We start from the raw sequence: 23,672 nt of genomic DNA, 5'->3' as shown, positions 1-23,672 counted from the left end.
GCGCCCATGAGCGGCTCGAACTTCAAGGATCACTTCTCCGGCATGGCCGAGGCCTACGCGCAGGCGCGGCCGGAATATCCCCACGCACTGTTCGACGCGATCGCCGCGGTCGTGCCCGCGACGGCGCGCGTGTGGGAACCCGGTTGCGGCAGCGGCCAGGCCACGCGCGGACTCGCGGCGCGCTTCGCCCACGTCCATGCGACCGAGCCGAGCGCGCAGCAGCTGGCCCGGCACTGGGCTGCGGACCGCGACGACGCCAAGGTCGCGCTCGTGGTCGAACCGGCCGAGCGCACCGCACTCGCCGGTGCGAGCGTGCAACTCGTGGCCGTGGCGCAGGCGCTGCACTGGTTCGATCGCGCGCGCTTCTTCGCCGAATGCGCACGCGTGCTCACGCCCGGTGGTGTGCTGGCGGCGTGGGGCTATGCGGATTTCCTCGCCCCGGAAGGGATGGTCGAGGTGGTGGAGGAATTCCGCGTCCGCATCGATCCGTACTGGCCGCCGGAGCGCGCGCAGATCGACGCCCGTTACGCCGGCTACGACTGGCCGTTCCCGGCGCTGCCGGTGCCGTCCATGTGGCTGGAGATGGAGTGGTCGCTGGCGCATTTCCTGCGCTACCTGTCGAGCATGTCGGCGGTCGCGCGCTGCGCTGCCGACACGGGCGTGGACCCGGTCGCGCACTATGCGCCCGCGCTGGCCGCGGCCTGGGGCGATCCGGACGAGGCCCGCACGATCCAGTGGCCGCTGTTCCTGCACCTGCGCCGCAAGCCCTGAGGGCTGTTCCCCCGGCCTCCGGGGCCAGGCATGGAACAGTCCATCCGGCCGGTCGGCCCGGACCCGGATGCTAGAATTCCCGCGCCGGTTCGCCGGCAACCACAACACGACGTCTTCAGGGCGGGGTGGAATTCCCCACCGGCGGTAGGCACGGCTGGTCCGGCGTGCGAGCCCGCGAGCGCTGCGCCCCACGGTGCAGGTCAGCAGATCCGGTCCAATGCCGGAGCCGACGGTCGGAACCCGTGCAATCGCGCGGATTCCGGAAAGTCCGGATGAAAGAAGACAGCCGCACACGGCCTCGCGCCGTGGGCCTGCCTCATGCCTTGAGGCGTTTCGCTCATTCGTTCTTTGGATGCGGGAAACGTTTCACATGCAGATCCCTCCGCAACAGCCCGCACATCCATGTGCGGGAATCTCAAGAAAGGCCCTGTTCTCCGCGTGCCCGTCGCGGCGGAGCGCGCGCTGATGTTCACCGGAATCATCGAAGGCGTCGGCCGCCTCGCCACCACCGAGCGCCGCGGCGGCGACGTGCGCCTGACCGTCGAGGTCGGCTCGCTGCCGTTCGACGCGGTGCAGATGGGCGAGAGCATCGCCGTCAACGGCGTGTGCCTCACGGTGGTCGCGTTCGACGCGACGAGCTTCGCCGCCGACGCCTCCAACGAGACCCTCTCGCTCACCACGCTCGGCGCGTTGCAGCCGGGCGACGCGGTGAACCTGGAGCGCGCGATGCGTCCGACCGACCGCCTCGGTGGGCATCTGGTCAGCGGCCACGTCGATGGCCTCGGCCGCGTCGAAGGCATCGTCCCCGATGCACGCGCCCAGCGCTGGCGTTTTTCCGCGCCCGCGTCACTGCTGCGCTACGTCGCCAAGAAGGGATCGATCTGCGTCGACGGCGTCAGCCTCACCGTCAACGAAGTCGATGACGCCGGCTTCGAAGTGGCACTGATCCCGCACACCGTCGCGAACACGCGCTTCGCCGACACGCGCGTCGGCGATGCCGTGAACCTCGAGATCGACCTCGTCGCGCGTTACGTCGAGCGCCTGCTCGCCGGTCGCGCCTGACCGCACTGACACGGACCACCGCAATGCCCTTCAGCCCGATCCCCGAACTGCTGGAAGAAATCCGCAACGGCCGCATGGTCGTGATCGTCGACGACGAAGACCGCGAGAACGAAGGCGACCTGATCATGGCCGCAGAACTCGTGCGTCCGCAGGACATCAACTTCATGGTCACGCACGCGCGCGGCCTGGTGTGCCTGTCGCTCACGCGCGAACGGTGCCGCCAGCTCGGATTGCCGCCGATGGTGCGCGACAACACGTCGCCGCACCATACCAACTTCACCGTGAGCATCGAGGCCGCCGAGGGCGTCACCACCGGCATCAGTGCCTACGACCGCGCGCATACCGTGCGCACCGCCGTGCGCCCGGATGCGGCGGCGAGCGACCTCTCGCAGCCCGGCCATATCTTCCCGTTGCAGGCGCAGCCCGGTGGCGTGCTCAACCGTGCCGGCCATACGGAAGCCGCTTCCGACCTGGCGCTGCTCGCCGGGCTGGAGCCAGCCGGCGTGCTGGTGGAGATCCTCAATCCCGACGGCAGCATGGCGCGCCGCCCGGAGCTGGAGGCGTTCGCCGCCGAGCACGGACTCAAGATCGGCTCGATCGAGGAACTCATCCGCTACCGCCTCGCCACCGAGCACACGGTCGAGCGCGTCGACGAGCGCGAGATCCAGACCGAGCACGGCCCGTTCCGGCTCTTCACCTACCGCGATCGACTCAGCCACGCGCTGCATTTCGCCCTGCGCCGTGGCGACGCCGATCCGGCCACGCCGACGCTGGTGCGCGTGCACGTGCAGAACCCGCTGGCCGACGCGCTGCACTGGCGACGCCCGGATTTCGGCCCCGCGGTCGGCGACGTGCTTCGGATGATCGCCGCGGAGGATCGTGGTGCGCTGGTCCTGCTGGCCGACCACGCCGATGCCGATGCCCTGCTGGCGCGGATCCGCGCGCCCCAGCACCCGGACGAAACGCCGTCGGCCCGCGCCCATGCCCTGGCCGAGTGGCGCCGGAACGGTGCTGGCGGACAGATCCTTGCCGACCTCGGGCTGGGCCGCCTGCGCGTGCTCGGCACGCCGCGCAAGCAGATCGGCCTGGCTGGCTTCGGGCTGGAAGTGGTCGAGTACGTCGAACTGCCGCATTGAGCACCTCCGCACCCGGGTCCGCACGGCTCCGGGTTCGCTTCGCTTACCCGGGCCATGACGCCCGTCGGGTAAACTTCCCGGCCTTATGAAGAACACCCCATGACCCACTACGAAGGCGACCTGCGCAGCCCCCAGGGCGCGCGCTTCGCGATCATCGCCAGCCGCTGGAACCCGCGCATCACCGATACGCTGGTCGCCGGCGCCCGCAAGACCTTCGCCGACAACGGCGTGGCCGAGGACGCGGTGGACGTGATCCGGGTGCCCGGCGCGTGGGAGATCCCGGTCGTGGCCGCACAGCTGGCCAAGTCGGGCCGCCATGCGGCGGTGGTCGCGCTGGGATGCGTGGTACGCGGCGATACGCGCCATTACGAACAGGTCGCCGACGGATGTTCCGAGGCCCTGATGCGGGTCGCACTGGATTACGGCATGCCGGTCGCCAACGGCGTGCTCGCGGTGGAACGCCACGAGGATGCCGAGGCCCGCGCTGGCGGCAGCCACGGCAACAAGGGCGAGGAGGCGGCGCTGGCCGCATTGGAAATGAGCCACCTGCTGGAACAACTGCCATGAACCGTCGTCGTCCCGATGGAATCGATCCGGTCGCCCGCTCGCGTGCGCGTCGTCGCGCGCTGCAGGCCGTCTACGCCTGGCAGATGTCCGGCACCGCCGCGCGCGAGGTGATCGCGCAGTTCGCGCACGAACAGGCCAAGGAACAGGCGGACCTCGAGTACTTCGAGGACCTGGTGCGCGGTGTCGAACAACACTGCGAAGACCTGGACGACGCGCTCAAGCCGTTCCTCGACCGCGACATCGACCAGGTCGATGCGATCGAGCGCGCCGCGCTGCGCATCGCCGCCTACGAGCTGCGCCACCGCCCGGACGTGCCGTACCGCGTGGTCATCAACGAGGCGATCGAGTCGGTGAAGCGCTTCGGCGCAGAGCACGGCCACACCTACGTCAACGGCGTGCTCGATCACGCGGCCGCCGCGTGGCGCGCGGTGGAAGTAAAGGCGCCGCGGCCGCGCTGAGCCCGCGGCACATCGCGTCCCGCGCGCCGGAGGATCCTGTGTCCGACATCCCTCGCGGCGCTGCCGAATTCGATCTGATCGACCGCATCCGCGCCCGCGTTGCCGCGCGCGCCGACGTGATCCTCGGCATCGGCGACGACGCCGCGCTGCTGCAGGTACCTGCGGGCAAGCAGCTGGTCGTGGCCACCGACACGCTCAACACGGGTGTGCATTTCCCCGACGACACCGCGCCCGCCGACATCGGCTGGAAGTCGCTGGCGGTGAACCTCTCCGATCTTGCCGCGATGGGCGCCGAGCCGGCCTGGTGCACGTTGTCGCTGTCGTTGCCGCAGGCCGACGCGGCATGGCTGGACGCGTTCCTCGACGGCTTCCTTGCGCTCGCCGCGCAGCACGATGTCACCCTCGTCGGCGGCGACACCACGCGCGGGCCGCTGTCGATCTGCGTGACCGTGCACGGCTTCGTCGAACCCGGCCGCGCGTTGCGTCGCGATGCGGCGCGCGTCGGCGACGACGTGTGGATCAGCGGCACCCCCGGTGATGCCGCCGGTGCGCTGGCGCAATGGCGTGAAGGCGCATCGCGCGATGCCACGTTGCGCGTGCGGCTGGACCGCCCGATGCCGCGTGTCGCGCTCGGTCGAACGCTCGCCAACGTCGCGCATGCCTGCATCGATGTTTCCGACGGACTGCTCGCCGACGTGGCGCACGTGTGCCGTGCAAGCGGCGTCGGCATCGAGATCGAAGTCGATCGCCTGCCCGCATCCGACGCGCTGCGCATCGCCTTCGACGAACCGACACGGCGCGCCTTGCAGGCCACCGGTGGCGACGACTACGAGCTGTGCTTCACCGCGTCGCCGCAGTCGCGCGACGGGGTCGAACGCGCCGCGCGTGATGCCGCGACCCCAGTGGCGCGCATCGGTCGCGTCGTCGCGGGCGGGCAGGTGCGGGCGATCGATGCCGACGGCCGCGAATGGCAACCGGCACGTCCGGGCTTCGAGCACTTCGCGCAACGACCCTGAGCCGGCGTAAGATCGGCTCGACGGCGGTCGTCCGGGAGGACGGACATCGCCGCCCTCGGCAGTACCCATCGAGTACGGAGGATTCGCGTGGATACGCACACGAGATTGCTGGTCGGCACGTTGTTTTTCATCGTGCCTGTCGTGTTGCTCGTGATCATGTTCTTCATCAACCGCCGGCGCGGCGTAGTTGGCAGCAACTGGGGCGCAGTGCTGCTGGTCATCCTGTGCTGGGTGGTCGGCATGATGCTGGTGATGAAGAAGCTCGACCAGTTCCTCTGAGCGCGCTCAGTCCGGCAGCAGCTTGCCCGGATTGAGGATGCCGGCCGGATCGAACGCGGCCTTGACCGCGCGCATCATCGCCAGCGTCGGCGCATCGATGGCCTGCGGCATGAATTCGCGCTTGGCCAGGCCGATGCCGTGCTCGCCCGACAGCGTGCCTCCCAGCGACAGCGCCAGTGCGAACACGCGCGCCATCGCGGCATGGGCGCGAGCGTTCTCGGCAGCGTCCTCGGGGTGGTAAAGCAGGTTGACGTGCAGGTTGCCGTTGCCCGCATGGCCGAAGCACACGATCGGCAGTGCGAATTCGCGCGACAGCGACTGCACGCCATCGACGAGTTGCGGGATGCGCGACACCGGCACCACCACGTCCTCGTTGATCTTGCCCGGCGCGAGCGTCCGCAGCGACGGCGACAGCGCCTTGCGCGCGGCCCACAGCTTCTCGCGCGATGCCTCGTCGGCGGCGTCGTCGAGCGACACCAGACCATCGCCTTCGGCGGCGCGCATCAGTGCTTCGATCGCGAACGGCAACGTCTGTGCGTCGCCGTCCGCCTCGATCATCAGCAACGCGCCGGCTTCCGGTGGCAGGTCCGCACCGCCGACGTCGCGCGCCAGACGCACGGCGTCGCCGTCCATGAATTCGAGCATCGACGGCGTGACCGGCTGCGCCATCAGCCGCGCGACTGCCTGCGCCGCGGAGGACACGTCGCGATAGAGCGCGCGCAATGCGCGTCGCGCCTGCGGCATCGGCGTCAGGCGCAGGCTGGCTTCGACGATCAGTGCCAGCGTGCCTTCGCTGCCGACCAGCAGGCGTTGCAGGTCGTATCCGGTCGCGCCCTTGGTGGTCGCGGTGCCGCAATGGATCAGCTCGCCCGTGCCGGTGACCGCGGTCAGCGCGAGCACGTTGTCGCGACTGGCGCCGTACTTCACCGCGCGCGGGCCGCCGGCGTTGCAGGCGAGGTTGCCACCGACCGTGCTGTACGCGGCGCTGGTCGGGTCGGGTGGCCAGAACAGGCCATGCGGCTTCAGCGCGGACTGCAGGTCGCCATTGAGCACGCCTGCCTCCACGACCGCGCAACGATCGCCCGGACGAATGTCGAGGATGCGGTTCATCCGTTCGAATGACACCACCACGCCGCCCGCCACCGGCACCGCCGCGCCGGTGGTGTTGGTGCCGCGTCCGCGTGCGATCACCGGCACGCGCGCGTCGTGGCAGGCACGCACCAGCGCGACGACCTGTTCGCGCGTAGCCGGCAGCGCGACCGCATCCGGCAGCGAGTGCCGACGCGAGTTGTCGTAGGCGTAGGCGAGGCGTTCGCTGGGATCGGTGCGCCAGCCTTCGCCGAGCAGCGCGTGCAGTCGGGAGGCGAGGGCAGGGGACAGCAGGCTCATGTGCGCGAGGATACCGCCCGCCGCGTGGCGAAGCCCACCACGGCCATGAGTGCGCATGGCAGCCAGATCCAGCGCAGTTCCGACAGGATCACGGCGAGGCCACGCGCACTGAAGAATCCGGCACCGATGGGCGACACCGCGATCGGGCGCCACGGCGCGAACCAGCGCGCGTCCGACAGTGGCCACCACAGCGCGACGCCGAGTCCGCCATTGGTCAGCGCATCCAGCAACGGATGCGATGCGCAACACGCGAACAGCCACGCCGCCGCGACACCAGGACGCGTGCGTAATGGCCGGTGCGCCAACGCACCAGACAGCGCGACCAGCATCGCGAACGCGAACGAATGGCTCGCGCCGCGATGGCCGAACGAATCGGCGTAGGGAATGCCCGCCGCGAACGCGAGAACGTCCGCGTCGGGCAGCATCGCCGCGATCATTCCCGCCGCCACCAGTCGCGGCGACACGCGCACCGAACCGAGCGCGATGCCGGCCGCGAGCGGCACGATGGCGTGCGTGAAGACGGTCGGCATGTCAGCTCTTGCGAAGGCGTCGGCGCGCGCGCACCACGAGGACCGCCGCCAGTACGACGAGCCACAGCATCCACAGGCGCGACAGTGCGATCACCACCTCCAGGCTTCCGTGCCAACCCACGCGCAACGCGTGGCCGAGACGGGCGAAGAAGCCGGGTCCGTCGCGACGCACGACCGCATCGACATCCATGCGCTCCGTACGGCGCACCTGCGGCGACTGGTACAGCGCGAGGTCGATGGTGGCGAAGGCGATGCGATCCTCCAGCGTGGCGCGGGCGATCGTCGCTTCGTCGCGCTGCGACTGTGCGTCGGCGCGTGCGGAGATCGCATCCACCTTCTCGCCGGCCTTGCCGCGTTGTGCCGCTGCGTCGCCAAGTGCGTGCTGTGCGTCCTGGTGGCGCGCGTACGCGAGCCGCTGGCGCAGCAGGTCGAACTGCGCATCGACAGCGTCGAACTGGCGGCTGTCGAGGAACTCGACCTGCGCCGCGAGCTCGCGCAGGAAGGCCTGCGTACGCTCGCTGGGCACGCGCACCTGCAGGTTCCCGCGCACGGTGTAGGTCGCCAGCTCGACCAGCTTGCCGTCGCCACTCGGTCGCAGCTGTATGTCGTCGACATGCGCCTGCACGCGGTTGTTGGCGACGAAGCCGCCCTGGCGCGCGACGAGGTCCTCGATCGCCAGCGTCGAGCGGTAGACGTCGCGCACGCGGAATTCGGCCGACGCGGTACGGATGAAACGACGCTCGCCCTGTTCCTGCGTGGTCGCGCTCGATTGCAGTTGCGCCTGCACGTCGGGCGACGGCGCAGCGGCGGATGGCGCCTCCGCAGGCGGTGCGGCCGCGCCGGCGGCGGTTTCCATCGCGGGGGAGGCCGCGTCCGCCGCGGCCTCGTCGGCCATCTTCTGCCGGGAGCAGCCGCCCAGCACGGCCATCAAGGCGCAGGCCAGCAGGCCCGCGTGCAGCGTGGTTCGCATCGATCGTCCCCTTCCGTTGTGGAACAGCGTTCGCGGTCGTCGCCGCGCCGGGGGGGATTAACGCATACCGGTGGCGATCGGGGTTGGGCGAATGAGTCCCGGTCAGACGTCGTCGGCGCGGAACGCGTCGCGCAGCCAGCGCAGCGTCGGTTGTCCTGGATCGCCGTCGGCCTCGACCACGTCGAAGCGGCAGGGCGTCTGCGCATGGTGCGGATGGTGTGCGAGGAAGGCCTGCGCAGCCTGGACGATGCGGCGACGCTTGTGCGCGTCGATCGATGCCGCACCGCCGCCGAAGCGTGCGTCGCGGCGATAGCGCACTTCGACGAACACCAGCGTGGCACCGTCGAGCATCACCAGGTCGAGTTCGCCGAAACGGTAGTTCGCATTGGCGGCAACGTCACGCAGTCCTTCGCGCAGCAGATGCGCCCGCGCCGCCGCTTCGACCGCCGCGCCACGCGCGCGACGGTCGGGATTGCGATCAGCGACGCGCCGCATCCGGCAGCGGCATCGGAACGCCGGCGCTGAAGGTCGACCACGCCGGGGTGCGCAGCACGTTGCCGAAACCGTCCAGTCGCAGCGTGCCGGTCGCGCCGTCGACGCGACCTTCGGCGCTGGTCGCCAGGCGCGGCAGGTAGGCGGCGATCTTCCACGCGTCGTAGCCGAACGCGAACAGACGTGCGGCCGGACCCTTGGCGCTGTTGAGCTGGGTGCCGGCGATGCTGGCTGGCGGCAGGCCGGGCACGCCGCGTGCCGTCCACACTTCGCTCGGGAAGGCGATGCCGTCGAGGATGCGGTCCTCTTCTGGCTTGCCCGTGCCCGAGAGCAGCTGCGACGTCGCCACGCGCGGCTTGCCGCCGAGTCCGGCGAGGGCGAGCCGCGGCATCAGCGTGCGTGCGCTGCTGCCCTTCACCGCGAGGAATACCGCGTCGATGCCGCCTTCCTTCTGTGCGTACGGCGCGAAATCGGACACGCCTTCGCCGGCGACGTCGGTGACCTGCGCGCCGCGTTCGTTCAGGCGCTCACGCAGGCTGGTAACCGCGCGCTGCTGGGTGTCATCGGTGGCGGCGACCACCAGCACGCGACGCGCGCCGAGGGTGAGCAGGTGTTCCGCGGCGGCGATGCCTTCGTCTTCCGGCGACAGCGAGAAGCTCGCGTTGCCGGCGGGCGGAGCGGCGTCGCCACGATTGAGCGCGAGCACCGGCACCGGCAGCGTGCCGCGCGCGAACAGCGCGTTGACCTCGTCGCGGCCGAGCGGGCCGACAACGAAGTCGTTGCCTTCGGTCGCGGCGCGGTCGTACGCCGCGAGCGCGCCACCGGGCGTGCCGGCGGTGTCGTAGAAGCTCACGTCCGGACGGCGTCGCGCTTCGCCGTAGTAGCCGGCGAGGAAGCCATCGCGCACCGGCGTGGCGGCCACGGCGATCGAGCCCGACATCGGCAACAGCACCGCCAGTTTCACCGGCGGGCGGTAGCCATCGGTGTCGGCCGCCGGACGGTTGGCGGCGTCGAAGTTCCAGCCGGTGCGATCGAACGGACGCGGCAGCGGCAAACCGCGGCGCAGCAGCGCCTGGCCCGCGTAGTTGTAGAGCGCATCGCCCTTCGGCAGCGCGGCGGTCTCGCGCGTGAGCGTGGCGTTGTCGAGCGTCGCCAGCAGGCGTTCGATCTCGCGATCGTTGGCGGCGCGTTCGGTTCCGGCCAGCGTGGCGCCCGCGCGGGCGCGTTCGCGCGCCTGCTGGATCGTCGGGTTGCGGCTTTCCTGCGCCGCGCCGGTACGCGAGGACGTCGTCGTCGCGCAGCCTCCGAGCAGTGCGGCGCCGATGGCCGCAGCGAACATCCAATTCAACGCAGGTCGGTTCGAAGCTCGGCTCATCGGCAGGCAGGCGCCGCAACGCGGCGTTTTGAGGGACCGGTTAGGATTCTACCCGGCCCCACCGCAGACGCACGATGCACACGTCCCACCCAGGCGCTTCGCCGGCCCCCGGCACCCTCCACGTCGTCGCCACGCCGATCGGCAACCTCGGCGATCTGTCGGCGCGCGCGCTGGAAACGCTGAAAACGGTCCATGCGATCTGCGCGGAGGACACCCGCCACACGCGACAATTGCTCGCCCACTTCGGGCTGGAGCGGCCACTGCTCGCCCTGCACCAGCACAACGAGGATGCGCAGGCCCAGCAGCTGGTAACCCGATTGCTTGCCGGCGAATCGCTCGCGCTGGTGTCGGATGCGGGCACGCCGCTGGTGAGCGATCCCGGTTTCCGCCTGGTCCGCGCCGCGCGCGCGGCCGGCATCCGCGTCTCGCCGGTGCCCGGCGCCTGCGCTGCGATCAGCGCCCTGAGCGTCGCCGGCGTCCCCAGCGACCGCTTCGTATTCGAAGGTTTCCTGCCGGCGAAGGCATCGGCGCGCCGCGAGCGCCTGTCGCGACTGGCCGGCGAACCGCGCACGCTGATCTTCTACGAGTCGGCGCATCGCATCGAGGAATCGCTGGAAGACCTGGTCGCAGCGTTCGGCGCGGACCGTCGCGCGGTGGTCGCGCGCGAGCTCACCAAGCTGTTCGAGACGGTGCTCGACGACACCCTCGGTGGCCTGCACGCGCGCGTCACCGCCGATGCGAACCAGCGCAAAGGGGAATTCGTGGTGATCGTCGAAGGCGCCGGCGACGACGCCGACGCCAGTATCGCCGAAGGCCGACGCCTGTACGCGAAGCTCACCGAATACCTCAAGCCGTCGCAGGCGGCGAAGCTCGCTGCCGAACTCAGCGGCGCACCGCGCAAGGCGCTGTACGGCGCGGAGGAGTAAGCGTCGACGAGGCTCCAGAGCTGGCGCTCTGCGGGTGCCGTGATGTGTCGGACACCTGGATTCCCGCCTTCGCGGGAATGACGGCTTCGGGAAGCAGAAGCCGCCAACCGACGGAATCCATACCGAATGCAGGAGCCCCCTTTAGTAAAGGGGGCGCGGCGCCAGCCGGGGGGGAATTGGGGGCCGTGAGCCGGGGCCCGAAGTTTTGCTTCAGCAAAACTTTGGGGGCGATTCGCTGCGAAGCAGTAGAATGCCGGCGCGGAGTCGGCCAGGCAGTCGCGTCATCCGAAAGGATGCCGAGGAAAGTCCGGGCTCCACAGGGCACGGTGCCAGGTAACGCCTGGGCGGCGCGAGCCGACGGAAAGTGCAACAGAGAGCAGACCGCCGAACGGCGTCGCAAGACGTGCGTGGTAAGGGTGAAACGGTGCGGTAAGAGCGCACCGCGAGTCCGGCAACGGACCGGCACGGCAAACCCCACCGGGAGCAAGACCAAATAGGGAGGCAATGCCGCGGCCCGCGGTGTCTCCGGGTAGGTTGCTCGAGCGTAGCGGCGACGCTGCGCCTAGAGGAATGACTGTCCACGACAGAACCCGGCTTATCGGCCGGCTCCGCGCTCTTTCCTGCCGCGCAGCGGCTGGAAAGAGCGCCCCAAAGTTTTGCGGAATGCAAAACTTTGGGCCCCGGGCTCACGCCCTCCAATTCCCTGCGGCTGCCGCCGCGCCCCCTTTACTAAAGGGGGCTGGCCTCAGCGATGTGCGACTGGGAAGGCGCGATGGTCTTAGGGCTTGCCAATCGATCGACGGAGTTCGATCACTTTCGCAAATGCCAAGGTTGGTGCTGCGGCGCAGCATCGGGCCGGCGTGGCGTTTTGTCTTGTGGACAGGCTGGATGCGGACGGCTCTCAGTCTCAAAAAATGAGACGAAACAAAGGCTAGTGGATAAGTCTTGAACAAACCTGTGAAGTTCTTCGCAAGCCATTGATGCGACAGGTGAATTTCTGTCCTGAAACTTGTTGACAACCCTGTGGGGCGTGCCTAAGGTGGGCATCTGAGGGAAAACCGGGTTTTTTGTGGTTTTCCATGACCAAGCCGTCCGTAGAGGCGGCCCCAAACAGGTGCGGAATGTTCCAGGGCGAGACCGCCATCACGATCGACGACAAGGGCCGGCTGGCGGTACCCACCGTCTACCGGGATGCCGTCGCGCGCGAGTGCGAAAACCGCCTGGTCATCACCTACAACCCCTTCGAGTCCGGCTCGCTCTACCTCTATCCGCAGGCCGTGTGGGAACGGCTGCGCGATCAGGTCAATGCGCTGCCCAAGGCGAAGGCGGTCAACCGCAGCATGCAGCTCAAGCTCGTCGGCGCCGCGGCGTTCGTCGAGCTCGACGGCAACGGGCGCATCAGCATCCCGGCCAGCCACCGCGCTGCGGTCGGCATCGAGAAGAAGGCCGTCTTGCTGGGCATGGGCGACAAGTTCGAACTGTGGAGCGAGCAGGCGCACCACGCGCAGATCCGTCAGACGATCTCTGACGAGGATCTGAGCGCGGAGCTGCTCGACCTGCAGCTGTGACGGTGGGTGGCATGGGGCGCGGCGCGCTCTCCGGCCACCTTCCCGTGATGTACGCGCAGGTGCTGGACGGCCTGAACGTGCGCGGGAATGGAACGTACCTGGACGGCACGTTCGGGCGTGGCGGTCACGCGCGCGGCGTGCTCGAACAACTCGGCCCCGGAGGCCGGCTGCTGGTCATGGACAAGGATCCCGAAGCGATTGCGGTGGCGATGCGCGATTTCGCGCAGGACGCCCGCGTCGCCGTGTTCCGTGGCAGCTTCGCCGACCTCGCGAACTGGGACGAGACCGCGCAGGGCCTCGACGGCGTGCTGTTCGACCTGGGCGTGTCGTCGCCGCAGCTCGACGTCGCCGAGCGCGGCTTCAGCTTCGGCAAGGACGGTCCGCTCGACATGCGCATGGATCCCGACAGCGGCGAAAGCGCGGCGCAGTGGCTCGCCCGCGCCGACGAGCGCGAGATCGCCGACGTGCTGTGGACCTACGGCGAAGAGCGCATGAGCCGCAAGATCGCGCGCACCATCGTCGCGCGTCGCGGACAGCAGCCGCTCGAGCGCACCGCGCAACTGGCGGACCTCATCGCTTCGGTGGTGCCGCGCGGCGAGCAGAAGATCCATCCCGCGACGCGCAGCTTCCAGGGCATCCGCATCTTCATCAACCGTGAACTGGCCGACCTCGAAATCGGGCTCGACGCCGCGATGGCGCGCCTGAAGCCGGGCGGCCGCCTCGCGGTGATCAGCTTCCATTCGCTGGAAGACCGCATCGTCAAGCAGTTCATCGCGCGCCACAGCAAGGCGCCGCCGGCCAACCGCCGCATGCCGGTGGAAGTGGCCTTCACGCCCACGCTGCGCGCGATCGGCTCGGCGCAGAAGGCGACCGAGGAAGAAACCGCGGCGAACCCGCGTGCCCGCAGCGCGGTGCTGCGCGTGGCGGAAAAGCTGGGAATCGGGAACTGGGAAGCGAGGATCGGATCGGACGACGCCTCCGAAGCGGCCAAGCCGGCAACGGGCCGCGGAGAACGACGGGAAACGAAGGCGTCCCATGAGTCGGCTCTTCGTCGATTCCCCCTTCCCCAGGCCCGATTCCCGGCTGGGGAGGCGCGCGCATGAGCGTGATGCGCCTGCTGCTGAGTGTGCTCGTGGTGGCCAACGTCGTCTCGGCGCTGGCCGTCGTGCAGGCGCGCCATGAACACCGTCAGCTGTTCGTGCAGCTGAGCCGGCTCGAACGCGCGCGCGACGAACTCAACATCGAGTTCGGCCGACTGCAGCTGGAACAGGCGACCTGGGCGGAGAGCAACCGCATCGACCAGGTCGCGCGCGATCGCCTGGGCATGAAGTTCCCGGAAGGCGCCGAAACCGTGGTGATCCGTCCATGAACGGCCCGCGGAATTCACCGTCGAAGAATGGGCGCAACGGCGGCCGCAGCGGCCCGCTCGACCTCGTGCTCGCGCTGCGCGAGAAGTTCGGCGCCGATCGCGACCGCGTGGCCGGCAAGGGCCGCTCGCGCGCTTCGTTCCACCTGCGCAATCGCCTGATCCTGGTCGGTGGTGCGCTCGGCCTGTGCTCGATCGCGCTGGTCGGACGCGCGCTGGACCTGCAGGTCATCAGCAACGATTTCTATCGCCAGCAGGGCGACGCGCGTTCGCTGCGCGAGATCCCGATCCCGACTTCGCGCGGCATGATTACCGACCGCAACGGCGAGCCGCTCGCGGTGTCCACGCCGGTCGAGTCGATCTGGGCCAATCCGCAGGAACTGCTCAAGAGTCCCGAGCGCATTCCGCAGCTGGCCAAGGCGCTGGGTGTGTCGCCCGACGCGCTCACGCGCAAGCTCAGCCAGCGCGCCGGCAAGGAGTTCGTCTACCTCAAGCGCCGCATCAACCCGGACGAAGCCAAGCGCATCCTCGCGACCAAGGTCCCGGGCGTGTTCTCGCAGCGCGAATTCCGCCGCTTTTACCCGCAGGGTGAAGCGATGGCGCACATCCTGGGCTTCACCAACATCGACGACCTCGGCGTCGAAGGCCTGGAGCTGGCGTTCGACGAATGGCTGCGCGGCCAGCCCGGCGCCAAGCGCGTGATCCGCGATGGCGCGGGTCGCATCGTCGAAAGCGTCGACCTGGTCAAGCCGGCGCAGCCCGGTCACGACCTCACGCTGACCATCGACCGCCGCATCCAGTACCTCGCCTCGCGCGAACTGCGCACCGCGCTCGAGCGCACCGGTGCCAGCAGTGGTTCGGTGGTGGTGCTCGACATCGCCACCGGCGAAGTGCTGGCGATGGCGAACCTGCCGACCTTCAATCCCAATGCCGTCGGCGAGCGCAATCCCGACACGCACCGCAATCGCGCGGTGACCGACGTGATCGAGCCCGGCTCGACGATGAAGCCGCTGACCGTCGCCGCGGCGCTGGAAGCGGGCGTGATCACGCCGCATACGCACTTCGACACCAACCCGGGCTGGATGCCGAACGGTCGTTACCGCACGACCGATCATCGCAATTACGGCGTGCTCGACACCACCGGCGTCATCACCAAGAGCTCCAACGTCGGCGCGGCCAAGATCGTCGCGAAGATCCCGAGCCAGACGTACTACGAGTTCCTCAAGAAGTTCGGTTACGGCCGCAAGACCAACAGCGGATTCCCCGGCGAATCCTCGGGCGTGCTCGCGCCGCCCGCGCGCTGGAGCGGTACGACCAAGCAGACCATGTCGTACGGCTACGGCCTGTCGGCGACGCCGCTGCAGATCGCGCAGGCCTACGCCGCGCTCGGCAACGGCGGCAAGCTGATCACGCCGACCTTCGTGAAGGGCGAACGCCACGAGCCGGTGCAGGTGCTCGATCCGGCCAACGCCGGCACGATCATGCGCATGATGCAGACGGTCACCGAGACCGGCGGCACCGCCACGCAGGCCGCGATCCTCGGCTACCACGTCGCCGGCAAGACCGGCACCGCGCGCAAATTCAACGAGAGCGGCGGCTATTCGCGTCGTTACGTCTCGTTCTTCGCCGGCGTCGTGCCGGTGCAGAACCCGCGCTTCTCGACCGTGGTGGTGATCAACGATCCCGATCCGGCCAAGGGCTACTTTGGCGGTTTCGTGTCCGGTCCGGTGTTCAAGAGCGTCATGGAAGGCGCGCTGCGCCTGATGGATGTGGCGCCGGACGACATCGACACGTGGATGGCCGCGCAGGCCGAAGCCGAAGCCAAGCGCGCACGCGCCAACGGTGGCAAGCCCACCGGTGCCGTGCTGCCTGCGCCGACGCACGCGGCCGCGGTACCGGTGTCCACCGGCCTGGTCTCGCCGCCGGGAGGTGCGCGATGAGCCGCCTCATGCCGCTGGCCGAATTGCTGCCCGACGTCGCCGGCATTCCGCCGCAGCTCACCATCACCGGACTGGTGCTGGACAGCCGCGCGGTGAAGCCGGGTTACGGCTTCGTCGCCATTGCCGGCTTCGGCGCGCACGGACTCAAGTTCGTCGATCAGGCGCGCGCCGCGGGTGCGGCGGCGATCCTGTTCGAGCCGCCCGCACCGGACGACCTGCCGGCGCCGGCCGATGCCATCGCCGTGCCCGGTCTGCGCTCGCGCCTGGGCGAGATGGGCGACCGCTTCCACGGCCGCGCCACTGCGACTATCGACGTGGTCGGCGTGACCGGCACCAACGGCAAGACTTCGACCGTGCAACTGCTCACGCAGGCGTGGCACGCGCGCGGCATCGTCAGTGGCAGCGTCGGCACGCTCGGCGCGGGCCTGTACGGGCATGTCGTGCCGACCGGATTCACCACGCCGCTGGTGCTGCAGACCCACGAACTCCTCGCGACGATGCGCGACGACGGCGCGCAGGCGATCGCGATGGAAGCCAGCTCGCACGCGCTCGACCAGGGCCGCGTCGATGGCGTGCATTTCGATGTCGCGGTGTTCACCAACCTCACCCGCGACCATCTCGACTATCACGGCGACATGGCCACCTACGGCGCGGCCAAGGCGCGCCTGTTCGCATGGCCGGGCCTGAAGGCGGCGGTGATCAACGTCGACGATGCGTTCGGTCGCGAGCTTATCGGCACGCTGCGCGATGACATCCGCGCGATCGGCGTCAGCTCGCGCGGCGACGCGGCGGCGACGTTGCACGCGCGCAACCTGCGCTTCGACAACGCCGGCATCGGTTTCGAGCTGGAGAAGGATGGACAGGCGCACGCGGTGAACTCGCCGCTGCTGGGCCGCTTCAACGTCGACAACCTGCTCGCCGTCGCCGGTGTGCTGATCGCGCTGGGCGACACGCCGGCGCAGGTCGCGAAGACGCTGTCGCAGCTGCAACCCATCCACGGCCGCATGAACCGCCTCGGCGGCGACGGCAAGGCGCCTCTGGTGGTGATCGATTACGCGCATACGCCTGACGCGCTGGAACAGGCGCTCTCGTCGCTGCGCGCGCACGTGCAGGCGCGGCTGATCTGCGTGTTCGGCTGCGGCGGCGATCGCGATCGCGGCAAGCGTCCGCAGATGGCGGCGATCGCCGAGCGCCATGCCGACGTGGTCGTCGTTACCGACGACAACCCGCGCTTCGAGGACGGCGACGTCATCGTCGCCGACATCATGGCCGGCTTCGAGCATCCCGGACGCGTCATCGTGCAGCGCGACCGCGCCGCGGCGATCGCGCAGGCGGTGGCGATGGCCGGACCCGACGACATCGTGCTGGTGGCCGGCAAGGGCCACGAGCCCTACCAGGACATCCAGGGCGTGCAACACCCCTTCGACGACACGCTGGTTGCCGGTGCGGCACTGGGGCGCAGGCCATGAAGCCGACGCGCCTGTCCAACATCGCGCGCATGACCGGCGGCCGCCTGCACGGCGAGGACCGCACGGTCGATGCGATCGCCACCGACACCCGCGCGTTGCCGCCGGGTGGCGCGGCGCTGTTCGTCGCACTCAAGGGCGAACGTTTCGACGGCCACGACCACGTCGGCAAGGCCGCGCAGGCCGGCGTCGCCGCCGCGCTGGTGTCGCGTGAAGTCGATGCCGCGATCCCGCAGGTGGTCGTCGCCGACACCGAGCGCGCGCTGGCCGATTACGCCGCCGCGCTACAGCGCGAACGCAGCCAGACCGTCGTCGCCATCACCGGCAGCAACGGCAAGACCAGCGTGAAGTCGCTGACCGAAACCATCCTCAAGCGCGTCGGCAACACCTACGCGACGCCCGGCAACCGCAACAACGAGATCGGCCTGCCGCTGGCCGTGATCGACGCGCCGCAGGACCTGCGCTTCGCGATCTACGAGATGGGCGCCGGCAAGCCTGGCGACATCGCGTACCTGACCGCAATCGCCCGTCCCGACGTGTCGGTGGTGAACAACATCGCGCCGGGACATCTGGAGCGCATGGGCAGCCTGCTCGGCGTGGCCGACACCAAGGCTGCGATCTACGACGCACTGCCGCAGGACGGTGTCGCGGTGATCAATGCCGACGATGCATTCGCGCCGTACTTCGCCGAGCGCGCACACGGCCGCCGCCTGGTCCGCTTCGGACTGGACGCCAGCGCCGACATCACCGCGCGCGACATCCAGGCGCACGACGACGGTTCGCGCTTCGTGCTGGTCACGCCGCAGGGCGAGGCCGAGGTCGCGCTCGCGCTGCCGGGTCGCCACAACGTGCGCAACGCGCTCGCCGCCGCCGCGCTGGCACTCAATGCCGGTGCTTCGCTGCAGGCGGTGGCCGAAGGCCTGAACGCCGCGCGTCCGGTCGCCGGCCGCCTGATCGCGCATCGCCTCGACAACGGCGCGGTGTTGATCGACGACAGCTACAACGCCAACCCCGGTTCGCTCGCTGCCGCCATCGACACGCTTGCCTCGACAGCGGGCGAGGCATGGCTGGTGCTGGGCGACATGCGCGAACTCGGTGTCGATGCCGATGCGATGCACGCCGAGGCCGGGCGCCGCGCGCGCGGCGCGGGAATCCGGCGGCTGTTCACGCTGGGCGAACACAGCGCGCTGGCCACGGAGGCCTTCGGCGAAGGCGCGCGCCATTACGACAGCCACGCCGAACTGGCCGACACATTGAAGAACGAACTGCGCGATGGAGTGCGGGTCCTGGTGAAGGGGTCGCGCGGCAGCGCGATGGACAAGGTCGTGAACGCCGTCGTCAGCGCGATGGCCGCGTCCGCCCCGAACAACGCACGTCCGCAAGGCAAGGGGGACACCGATGCTGCTTGAACTCACGCGCTGGCTCGAACAACTGCAGAGCCTGTTCGGTCTGTTCGGCTATCTCACCTTCCGCGGCATCCTCAGCGCGCTGACCGCGCTGGCGCTGTCGTTGTGGTGGGGACCTGCGGTCATCCGCAAGCTCGGACAGCTCAAGGGCGGCCAGCCGATCCGCAAGGACGGCCCGCAGTCGCACTTCTCCAAGGCCGGCACGCCGACGATGGGCGGGGCGCTGATCCTGCTCACCGTGATGGCGTCGGTGCTGCTGTGGGGCGACCTGCGCAACAAGTACGTGTGGGTCGTGCTGCTGGTGATGCTCGCCTTCGGCGCGATCGGCTGGTACGACGACTGGATCAAGATCGTCCGCCGCGATCCGAACGGCCTGAAGTCGCGCTGGAAGTACCTGTTGCAGTCGATCTTCGGCCTCGGCGCCGGCCTGTATCTGTGGTTCTTCGCCGACGTGCCGGCCGCGACCACGTTCTATGTGCCGTTCTTCAAGTCGATCGCGCTGCCGCTGGCGGGCATCGGCTTCGTCGCCATCGCCTACTTCTGGATCGTCGGCTTCTCCAACGCTGTCAACCTGACCGACGGCCTGGACGGACTGGCGATCATGCCGACCGTGCTGGTCGCGTGCGCGCTGGGCATCTTCGCCTACGCCTCGGGCCACGCCGAGTTCTCCAAGTACCTGCAGATTCCGCAGGTGCCGGGCGCGGGTGAGCTGGTGATCATCTGCGCTGCCATCGCCGGCGCGGGACTGGGCTTTCTCTGGTTCAACACCTATCCGGCGATGGTGTTCATGGGCGACATCGGCGCGCTCGCCCTGGGCGCGGTGCTCGGCACCATCGCGGTGATCGTGCGCCAGGAACTGGTGCTGGTGGTGATGGGCGGCCTGTTCGTGATCGAGACGCTCTCGGTGATGATCCAGGTCGCGTCGTTCAAGCTCACCGGCAAGCGCGTGTTCCGGATGGCGCCGATCCACCACCACTTCGAGCTCAAGGGCTGGCCGGAACCGCGCGTGATCGTGCGCTTCTGGATCATCTCGGTGGTGCTCGTCCTCGTCGGCCTCGCCACGCTCAAGGTGCGTTGATGAGCGACTCCGCGCGCCAGGCAACACGACTCGACGCGATCGGCGGCCACTTCGACCCGTGGCTGCTCGGTATCTCGTGCGCGTTGGCATGCCTGGGCGTGGTGATGGTCGGCTCGGCGTCGATCGGCGTCGCCGATGGACACGACGTCGGTCCGTTCTATTTCCTCACCCGCCACGTCGTGTTCCTGCTGGTCGGCGTGGCGATGGCGATCTGGGTGATGCGCACCGAGCTCAAGACCATCGAGCAGCACAGCCAGTGGCTGCTGCTGGTGTGCTTCGTGCTGCTCATCGCGGTGTTCGTGCCGGGCGTGGGCCATACGGTAAACGGCGCGCGCCGCTGGCTGAACCTCGGCGTCTCCAACTTCCAGGCAGTGGAAGCGGTCAAGCTGCTCTACATCGTCTGGCTCGCCAGTTATCTCAAGCGCTACAGCGAGGAAGTCACCGCGACCTGGGGCGCGATGCTCAAGCCGATCGGCGTGGCCGTCGGCCTCGTCGGCCTGCTGCTGTTGCAGCCCGACTTCGGTTCGTCGTCGCTGCTGCTGGCGATCACCGCTGGCATGCTGGTGCTGGGCGGCGTCAACATGCCGCGCATGTTCGGCCCGGTGCTGATCGGCCTGCCGGTGCTGGCGATCATCGCCATCGCCGAACCGTATCGCGTGACCCGACTGACGTCGTTCCTCGATCCGTGGCAGGACCCGTTCAAGACCGGCTACCAGCTCACCAACGCACTGATGGCGGTGGGTCGCGGCGAATGGCTGGGCGTGGGCCTCGGCGCGTCGGTGCAGAAGCTGTCGTACCTGCCGGAAGCGCACACCGACTTCATCATGGCGGTGATCGCGGAGGAATTCGGCTTCCTCGGCGTGTGCGCCGTGGTCGCGCTGTACGCGGGCCTCGCCGGTCGCGCGTTCTGGGTCGGCCTGAAGTGCGTGGAGATGCGCCGCCACTTCGCGGGCTACTGCGCATTCGGCATCGCGCTGTGGATGAGCCTGCAGAGCTTCGTCTCGATCGGCGTGAACCTCGGCCTGTTGCCGACCAAGGGCCTGACCCTGCCGATGATTTCCTACGGCGGTTCGTCCGTGATCATGACCTGCGCGGCGCTCGGCCTGCTGCTGCGCGTGTCGTACGAACTCGACCGTGCGCAGCGCCAGGTGGCGCGCGTGCGCAACGAGAATGCGCCGTCGCCGACCGCACAGGCTGCGCCCGCGGCGAGCGCGCCCGCACCGACGCCGCTGGCCGCGCGCAAGCCGGCCACGCGCGGCACCAGTCGCCTGCAGCAGCGCGTGGAACCGACGCTCGGGAGGATCGCATGATGCATGCGACGACCGATTCCGATCTGCATCCGGTGATGATCCTCGCCGGCGGCACCGGTGGTCATATCTTTCCGGGACTGGCCGTGGCGCGTTCGCTGCGCGAGCGCGGCGTGCCGGTGCTGTGGCTCGGCGCCGAAGGCGGCATGGAAACGCGCCTGGTCCCGCAGCATGGCATCGCGATCGACACCATCGTGGTGCGTGGCATGCGCGGCAAGGGGATCGGTGCGCTGATCGCGACGCCGTTCCGCATGATCGGCGCGGTGCGCGCAGCGTTGCAGACACTGCGCGAGCGCCAGCCGCGCGCGGTCATCAGTTTCGGTGGCTATGCCGCAGGTCCCGGCGGTCTCGCCGCCAGGCTCGCCGGCATTCCGCTGATCGTGCACGAGCAGAACCGCGCGCCGGGCCTGACCAACCGTGTGCTCGCGCGCTTCGCGCGACACGTGCTGACCGGTTTCCCGGACACCTTCCCTGCGTTGCGCGAGGAAGTGGTGGGCAATCCGGTGCGCGCGGAAATTTCGGCGGTGGCGCCGCCGGCGCAGCGCTTCGCCGGACGCAATGGCCCGCTGCGCGTGCTGGTGCTTGGCGGCAGCCAGGGCGCACGCGCGCTCAACACGTCCGTACCGAAGGCGGTTGCCGGACTGCGCGGCCGCCTCGAATGCGACGTGCGCCACCAGTGCGGCGAGAAGCTGCGCGAGGAAGCCGAGCGCGCGTACGCGCAGGCCGGCGTGCACGCATCGGTCGAACCGTTCATTGCCGACATGGCCGCCGCCTACGCGTGGGCCGATCTGGTGATCTGTCGCGCCGGCGCGCTGACGCTGGCGGAGCTGTGCGCAGTCGGCGTGGGCAGCGTGCTGGTGCCGTTCCCGCAGGCGGTGGACGACCACCAGACCAAGAACGCGCAGTACCTCGTCGATCGCGGCGCGGCGCAGCTGGTCCCGCAAGGGCAGGGCGCGGATCTAGCCGATCGCCTGTCGGCCACCATCGAAATCCTCGGCGAGCGCGGCGCACTGCTGCAGATGGCGCAGGCCGCGCGCGCGATCGCCAAGCCCGACGCGGCCGACCGCGTCGCTCAACTGGTTCTGGAGCAAGTCGAATGAGTACGGCCCTGCGTCGCCGCCTGCAGCACACCGGCGACCTCGCCAAGGCGTTCCCGCGCGTGCACTTCGTCGGCATCGGCGGCGTCGGCATGAGCGGTATCGCCGAAGTGATGAGCACGCTGGGTTACCAGGTGTCCGGTTCCGACAACGCGGACAACGCGGTGACGCGCCGTCTCGCCTCGCTCGGCGTTGTCGTGCAGCGCGGCCACGCGGCCGCCAACGTGCTCGGTGCCGACTGCGTGGTCGTGTCCAGCGCGATCAAGCCCGACAACCCGGAGCTGATGGAAGCGCATGCGCAGCGCATCCCGGTGGTGCCGCGCGCGGAAATGCTGGCCGAGCTGATGCGCTTCAAGCGCGGCATCGCAGTAGCCGGCACGCACGGCAAGACCACCACGACCTCGCTCGCCGCGAGCGTGCTCGGCGAAGGCGGAATCGATCCCACCTTCGTCATCGGCGGACAGCTGCTCGCCGCCGGCGCGAACGCGCGGCTGGGCAAAGGCGAGTGGCTGGTGGCCGAGGCCGATGAGAGCGACGGCAGTTTCCTGCGCCTGAACCCGCAGATCGCCATCGTCACCAACATCGACGCCGATCACCTGGAAAACTACGGCGGCGATTTCGCCCGGGTGCAGGCGGCGTTCGAGGAATTCATGCACCGCCTGCCGTTCTACGGTCTCGCGGTGCTGTGCATCGACGATGCCGAGGTCGCCGCGCTGGCGAAGAAGACCCCGCGCCACGTGATGACCTACGGCTTCAGCGAAGAAGCCGACGTGCGCGCCGAAGACGTGCAGCAGCACGGCCCGACCATGCGCTTCACGCTGTGCCTGCCCGATGCCACGCGCACGCCGATCACGCTCGCGCTGCCGGGTCGCCACAACGTGCAGAACGCGCTGGCCGCGGCCTCGGTCGCATGGCAGCTCGGTGTCGCCGCCGACGCCATCGCGCGTGCGTTGCAGAACTTCGCCGGCGTCGGTCGCCGCTTCAACCTGCTCGCCAGCCCGACCACGCCGAAAGGCGCGACGGTGCAGCTGGTCGACGACTACGGCCACCATCCGAAGGAACTCGAAGCCGTGTTCGCCGCCGCACGTGGCGGCTGGCCCGACAAGCGCCTGGTGGTGGCGTTCCAGCCGCATCGCTACAGCCGAACGCGCGATCTGTTCGACGAGTTCGCCGCGGTGCTGTCGACAGTCGACGTGCTGGTACTGACTGAGGTGTACCCGGCCGGCGAAGCGCCGATCGCGGGCGCCGACGCGAAGTCGCTGGCGCGCGCCATCCGCGCACGCGGCCGCATCGATCCCATCGTCGTCGGCGGCGCGGGCGATCTGTCCGCCGTGCTGCCCGACGTCCTCGCCGACGGCGACCTGCTGCTGATGATGGGCGCGGGCGACATCGGCTATGCCGCGCAGCAGATCGCGAGCGGCGGTTTCAACGGCTCCAACGGAGAGAAGAAGTGAGCGCGCAGTCCCTTGCCAC

At 69.3% G+C, this 23,672-nt stretch carries 22 protein-coding genes, 1 other RNA gene, 1 pseudogene and 1 riboswitch; of the genes and pseudogenes, 19 read left to right on the top strand and 5 right to left on the bottom strand.

The window, feature by feature from the left end; genetic code table 11:
* Nucleotides 1–6 precede the first annotated feature (6 nt).
* The 7 genes from FOF45_RS03235 (at nt 7) to FOF45_RS03205 (ending at nt 5,289) form a co-directional block, all read left to right on the top strand.
* Nucleotides 7–771 carry a class I SAM-dependent methyltransferase gene (locus FOF45_RS03235; protein ID WP_158982578.1) on the top strand — a complete coding sequence of 255 codons (765 nt, stop codon included), beginning with the start codon at nt 7–9 and terminating at the stop codon, nt 769–771.
* A gap of 107 nt (nt 772–878) precedes the next feature.
* Nucleotides 879–1,059, top strand: a riboswitch (FMN riboswitch).
* Between the two features lie 177 nt (nt 1,060–1,236).
* Nucleotides 1,237–1,833, top strand: a complete 597-nt coding sequence (locus tag FOF45_RS03230) for a riboflavin synthase (protein WP_158982577.1) — start codon at nt 1,237–1,239, stop codon at nt 1,831–1,833.
* A gap of 23 nt (nt 1,834–1,856) precedes the next feature.
* On the top strand, nt 1,857–2,969 hold the full coding sequence (ribB, locus tag FOF45_RS03225; RefSeq protein WP_158982576.1) for a 3,4-dihydroxy-2-butanone-4-phosphate synthase: 1,113 nt from the start codon (nt 1,857–1,859) through the stop codon (nt 2,967–2,969).
* Between the two features lie 99 nt (nt 2,970–3,068).
* Entirely contained in the window at nt 3,069–3,536 is a 468-nt protein-coding gene (gene ribH, locus FOF45_RS03220; RefSeq protein ID WP_158982575.1) for a 6,7-dimethyl-8-ribityllumazine synthase, read from the top strand.
* Nucleotides 3,533–3,994, top strand: coding sequence for a transcription antitermination factor NusB (gene nusB, locus FOF45_RS03215; protein WP_158982574.1), 462 nt, complete (start codon nt 3,533–3,535; stop codon nt 3,992–3,994). Before ribH ends, nusB begins: the two co-directional genes overlap by 4 nt.
* A 47-nt stretch (nt 3,995–4,041) precedes the next feature.
* Nucleotides 4,042–5,010 carry a thiamine-phosphate kinase gene (thiL, locus tag FOF45_RS03210; RefSeq protein WP_158987175.1) on the top strand — a complete coding sequence of 323 codons (969 nt, stop codon included), beginning with the start codon at nt 4,042–4,044 and terminating at the stop codon, nt 5,008–5,010.
* An 87-nt stretch (nt 5,011–5,097) separates the two neighbouring features.
* Entirely contained in the window at nt 5,098–5,289 is a 192-nt protein-coding gene (locus FOF45_RS03205) for a hypothetical protein (RefSeq protein WP_158982573.1), read from the top strand.
* A gap of 6 nt (nt 5,290–5,295) precedes the next feature.
* Here the strand turns inward: FOF45_RS03205 and FOF45_RS03200 are convergent, their stop codons facing one another.
* The 5 genes and pseudogenes from FOF45_RS03200 to FOF45_RS03180 all read right to left on the bottom strand — a co-directional run.
* Entirely contained in the window at nt 5,296–6,678 is a 1,383-nt protein-coding gene (locus tag FOF45_RS03200) for an FAD-binding oxidoreductase (RefSeq protein ID WP_158982572.1), read from the bottom strand.
* On the bottom strand, nt 6,675–7,208 hold the full coding sequence (locus FOF45_RS03195; protein WP_158982571.1) for a metal-dependent hydrolase: 534 nt from the start codon (nt 7,206–7,208) through the stop codon (nt 6,675–6,677). Before FOF45_RS03195 ends, FOF45_RS03200 begins: the two co-directional genes overlap by 4 nt.
* A 1-nt stretch (nt 7,209) precedes the next feature.
* Entirely contained in the window at nt 7,210–8,178 is a 969-nt protein-coding gene (locus tag FOF45_RS03190) for a DUF4349 domain-containing protein (RefSeq protein WP_158982570.1), read from the bottom strand.
* A 102-nt stretch (nt 8,179–8,280) separates the two neighbouring features.
* The gene (locus FOF45_RS03185; protein WP_158982569.1) at nt 8,281–8,673 is read right to left on the bottom strand and encodes a YraN family protein; all 393 of its coding nucleotides are present in this window, start codon (nt 8,671–8,673) and stop codon (nt 8,281–8,283) included.
* Nucleotides 8,657–9,940: pseudogene (locus FOF45_RS03180) on the bottom strand (penicillin-binding protein activator); the annotation flags it as partial. The gene FOF45_RS03185 and the pseudogene FOF45_RS03180, both read right to left, overlap by 17 nt.
* A 179-nt stretch (nt 9,941–10,119) precedes the next feature.
* Here FOF45_RS03180 and rsmI point away from each other — a divergent pair.
* From rsmI to murC, 12 genes are all read left to right on the top strand, one after another.
* Nucleotides 10,120–10,971, top strand: coding sequence for a 16S rRNA (cytidine(1402)-2'-O)-methyltransferase (rsmI, locus tag FOF45_RS03175; protein WP_158982567.1), 852 nt, complete (start codon nt 10,120–10,122; stop codon nt 10,969–10,971).
* 260 nt (nt 10,972–11,231) lie between these two features.
* An RNA gene (gene rnpB / locus FOF45_RS03170) (RNase P RNA component class A) lies at nt 11,232–11,585 on the top strand.
* Nucleotides 11,586–12,092: 507 nt separating this feature from the next.
* The gene (gene mraZ, locus FOF45_RS03165; protein WP_158982566.1) at nt 12,093–12,539 is read left to right on the top strand and encodes a division/cell wall cluster transcriptional repressor MraZ; all 447 of its coding nucleotides are present in this window, start codon (nt 12,093–12,095) and stop codon (nt 12,537–12,539) included.
* Nucleotides 12,540–12,550: 11 nt separating this feature from the next.
* Entirely contained in the window at nt 12,551–13,642 is a 1,092-nt protein-coding gene (rsmH, locus tag FOF45_RS03160; protein ID WP_158982565.1) for a 16S rRNA (cytosine(1402)-N(4))-methyltransferase RsmH, read from the top strand.
* A 2-nt stretch (nt 13,643–13,644) separates the two neighbouring features.
* Nucleotides 13,645–13,908 (top strand): cell division protein FtsL, encoded by a 264-nt coding sequence (gene ftsL, locus FOF45_RS03155; RefSeq protein ID WP_158987173.1) that lies wholly within the window; start codon nt 13,645–13,647, stop codon nt 13,906–13,908.
* Nucleotides 13,905–15,845: a peptidoglycan D,D-transpeptidase FtsI family protein gene (locus FOF45_RS03150; protein ID WP_158982564.1), complete on the top strand. Its 1,941-nt coding sequence runs from the start codon at nt 13,905–13,907 to the stop codon at nt 15,843–15,845. The genes ftsL and FOF45_RS03150 overlap by 4 nt, the downstream gene beginning before the upstream one ends.
* Before the next feature lie 8 nt (nt 15,846–15,853).
* Nucleotides 15,854–17,314 (top strand): UDP-N-acetylmuramoyl-L-alanyl-D-glutamate--2,6-diaminopimelate ligase, encoded by a 1,461-nt coding sequence (locus FOF45_RS03145; protein WP_158987171.1) that lies wholly within the window; start codon nt 15,854–15,856, stop codon nt 17,312–17,314.
* Entirely contained in the window at nt 17,311–18,720 is a 1,410-nt protein-coding gene (locus tag FOF45_RS03140) for a UDP-N-acetylmuramoyl-tripeptide--D-alanyl-D-alanine ligase (protein ID WP_158982563.1), read from the top strand. Before FOF45_RS03145 ends, FOF45_RS03140 begins: the two co-directional genes overlap by 4 nt.
* A complete protein-coding gene (mraY, locus tag FOF45_RS03135) occupies nt 18,710–19,795 on the top strand; it encodes a phospho-N-acetylmuramoyl-pentapeptide-transferase (RefSeq protein WP_158982562.1) in 1,086 nt (361 codons plus the stop codon). The genes FOF45_RS03140 and mraY overlap by 11 nt, the downstream gene beginning before the upstream one ends.
* Nucleotides 19,795–21,105, top strand: coding sequence for a putative lipid II flippase FtsW (ftsW, locus tag FOF45_RS03130; RefSeq protein WP_158982561.1), 1,311 nt, complete (start codon nt 19,795–19,797; stop codon nt 21,103–21,105). Before mraY ends, ftsW begins: the two co-directional genes overlap by 1 nt.
* Complete coding sequence (gene murG / locus FOF45_RS03125) at nt 21,105–22,202, top strand: undecaprenyldiphospho-muramoylpentapeptide beta-N-acetylglucosaminyltransferase (RefSeq protein ID WP_158982560.1); 1,098 nt, start codon at nt 21,105–21,107, stop codon at nt 22,200–22,202. Before ftsW ends, murG begins: the two co-directional genes overlap by 1 nt.
* Before the next feature lie 8 nt (nt 22,203–22,210).
* On the top strand, nt 22,211–23,653 hold the full coding sequence (murC, locus tag FOF45_RS03120) for a UDP-N-acetylmuramate--L-alanine ligase (protein WP_158987169.1): 1,443 nt from the start codon (nt 22,211–22,213) through the stop codon (nt 23,651–23,653).
* Nucleotides 23,654–23,672 lie beyond the last annotated feature (19 nt).

The sequence above is a fragment of the Lysobacter panacisoli genome, assembly GCF_009765165.1.
GTDB classification, from domain to species: Bacteria; Pseudomonadota; Gammaproteobacteria; order Xanthomonadales; family Xanthomonadaceae; genus Lysobacter_J; species Lysobacter_J panacisoli.
The sequence above is the reverse complement of the archived record's forward strand: the minus strand, read 5'-3'. Positions and strand labels throughout refer to the sequence as shown.

Bases quoted from the DNA above. Each gene is read 5' to 3' on its own strand.
- ribH (WP_158982575.1), top strand. From the start codon at position 3,069: ATGACCCACTACGAAGGCGACCTGCGCAGCCCCCAGGGCGCGCGCTTC.
- mraY (WP_158982562.1), top strand. From the start codon at position 18,710: ATGCTGCTTGAACTCACGCGCTGGCTCGAACAACTGCAGAGCCTGTTC.
- rsmH (WP_158982565.1), top strand. From the start codon at position 12,551: ATGGGGCGCGGCGCGCTCTCCGGCCACCTTCCCGTGATGTACGCGCAG.
- ribB (WP_158982576.1), top strand. From the start codon at position 1,857: ATGCCCTTCAGCCCGATCCCCGAACTGCTGGAAGAAATCCGCAACGGC.
- FOF45_RS03195 (WP_158982571.1), bottom strand. From the start codon at position 7,208: ATGCCGACCGTCTTCACGCACGCCATCGTGCCGCTCGCGGCCGGCATC.
- FOF45_RS03145 (WP_158987171.1), top strand. From the start codon at position 15,854: ATGCCGCTGGCCGAATTGCTGCCCGACGTCGCCGGCATTCCGCCGCAG.
- FOF45_RS03190 (WP_158982570.1), bottom strand. From the start codon at position 8,178: ATGCGAACCACGCTGCACGCGGGCCTGCTGGCCTGCGCCTTGATGGCC.
- FOF45_RS03185 (WP_158982569.1), bottom strand. From the start codon at position 8,673: ATGCGGCGCGTCGCTGATCGCAATCCCGACCGTCGCGCGCGTGGCGCG.
- FOF45_RS03140 (WP_158982563.1), top strand. From the start codon at position 17,311: ATGAAGCCGACGCGCCTGTCCAACATCGCGCGCATGACCGGCGGCCGC.
- murG (WP_158982560.1), top strand. From the start codon at position 21,105: ATGCATGCGACGACCGATTCCGATCTGCATCCGGTGATGATCCTCGCC.
- nusB (WP_158982574.1), top strand. From the start codon at position 3,533: ATGAACCGTCGTCGTCCCGATGGAATCGATCCGGTCGCCCGCTCGCGT.
- rsmI (WP_158982567.1), top strand. From the start codon at position 10,120: ATGCACACGTCCCACCCAGGCGCTTCGCCGGCCCCCGGCACCCTCCAC.
- FOF45_RS03230 (WP_158982577.1), top strand. From the start codon at position 1,237: ATGTTCACCGGAATCATCGAAGGCGTCGGCCGCCTCGCCACCACCGAG.
- FOF45_RS03235 (WP_158982578.1), top strand. From the start codon at position 7: ATGAGCGGCTCGAACTTCAAGGATCACTTCTCCGGCATGGCCGAGGCC.
- ftsW (WP_158982561.1), top strand. From the start codon at position 19,795: ATGAGCGACTCCGCGCGCCAGGCAACACGACTCGACGCGATCGGCGGC.
- FOF45_RS03150 (WP_158982564.1), top strand. From the start codon at position 13,905: ATGAACGGCCCGCGGAATTCACCGTCGAAGAATGGGCGCAACGGCGGC.
- mraZ (WP_158982566.1), top strand. From the start codon at position 12,093: ATGTTCCAGGGCGAGACCGCCATCACGATCGACGACAAGGGCCGGCTG.
- FOF45_RS03200 (WP_158982572.1), bottom strand. From the start codon at position 6,678: ATGAGCCTGCTGTCCCCTGCCCTCGCCTCCCGACTGCACGCGCTGCTC.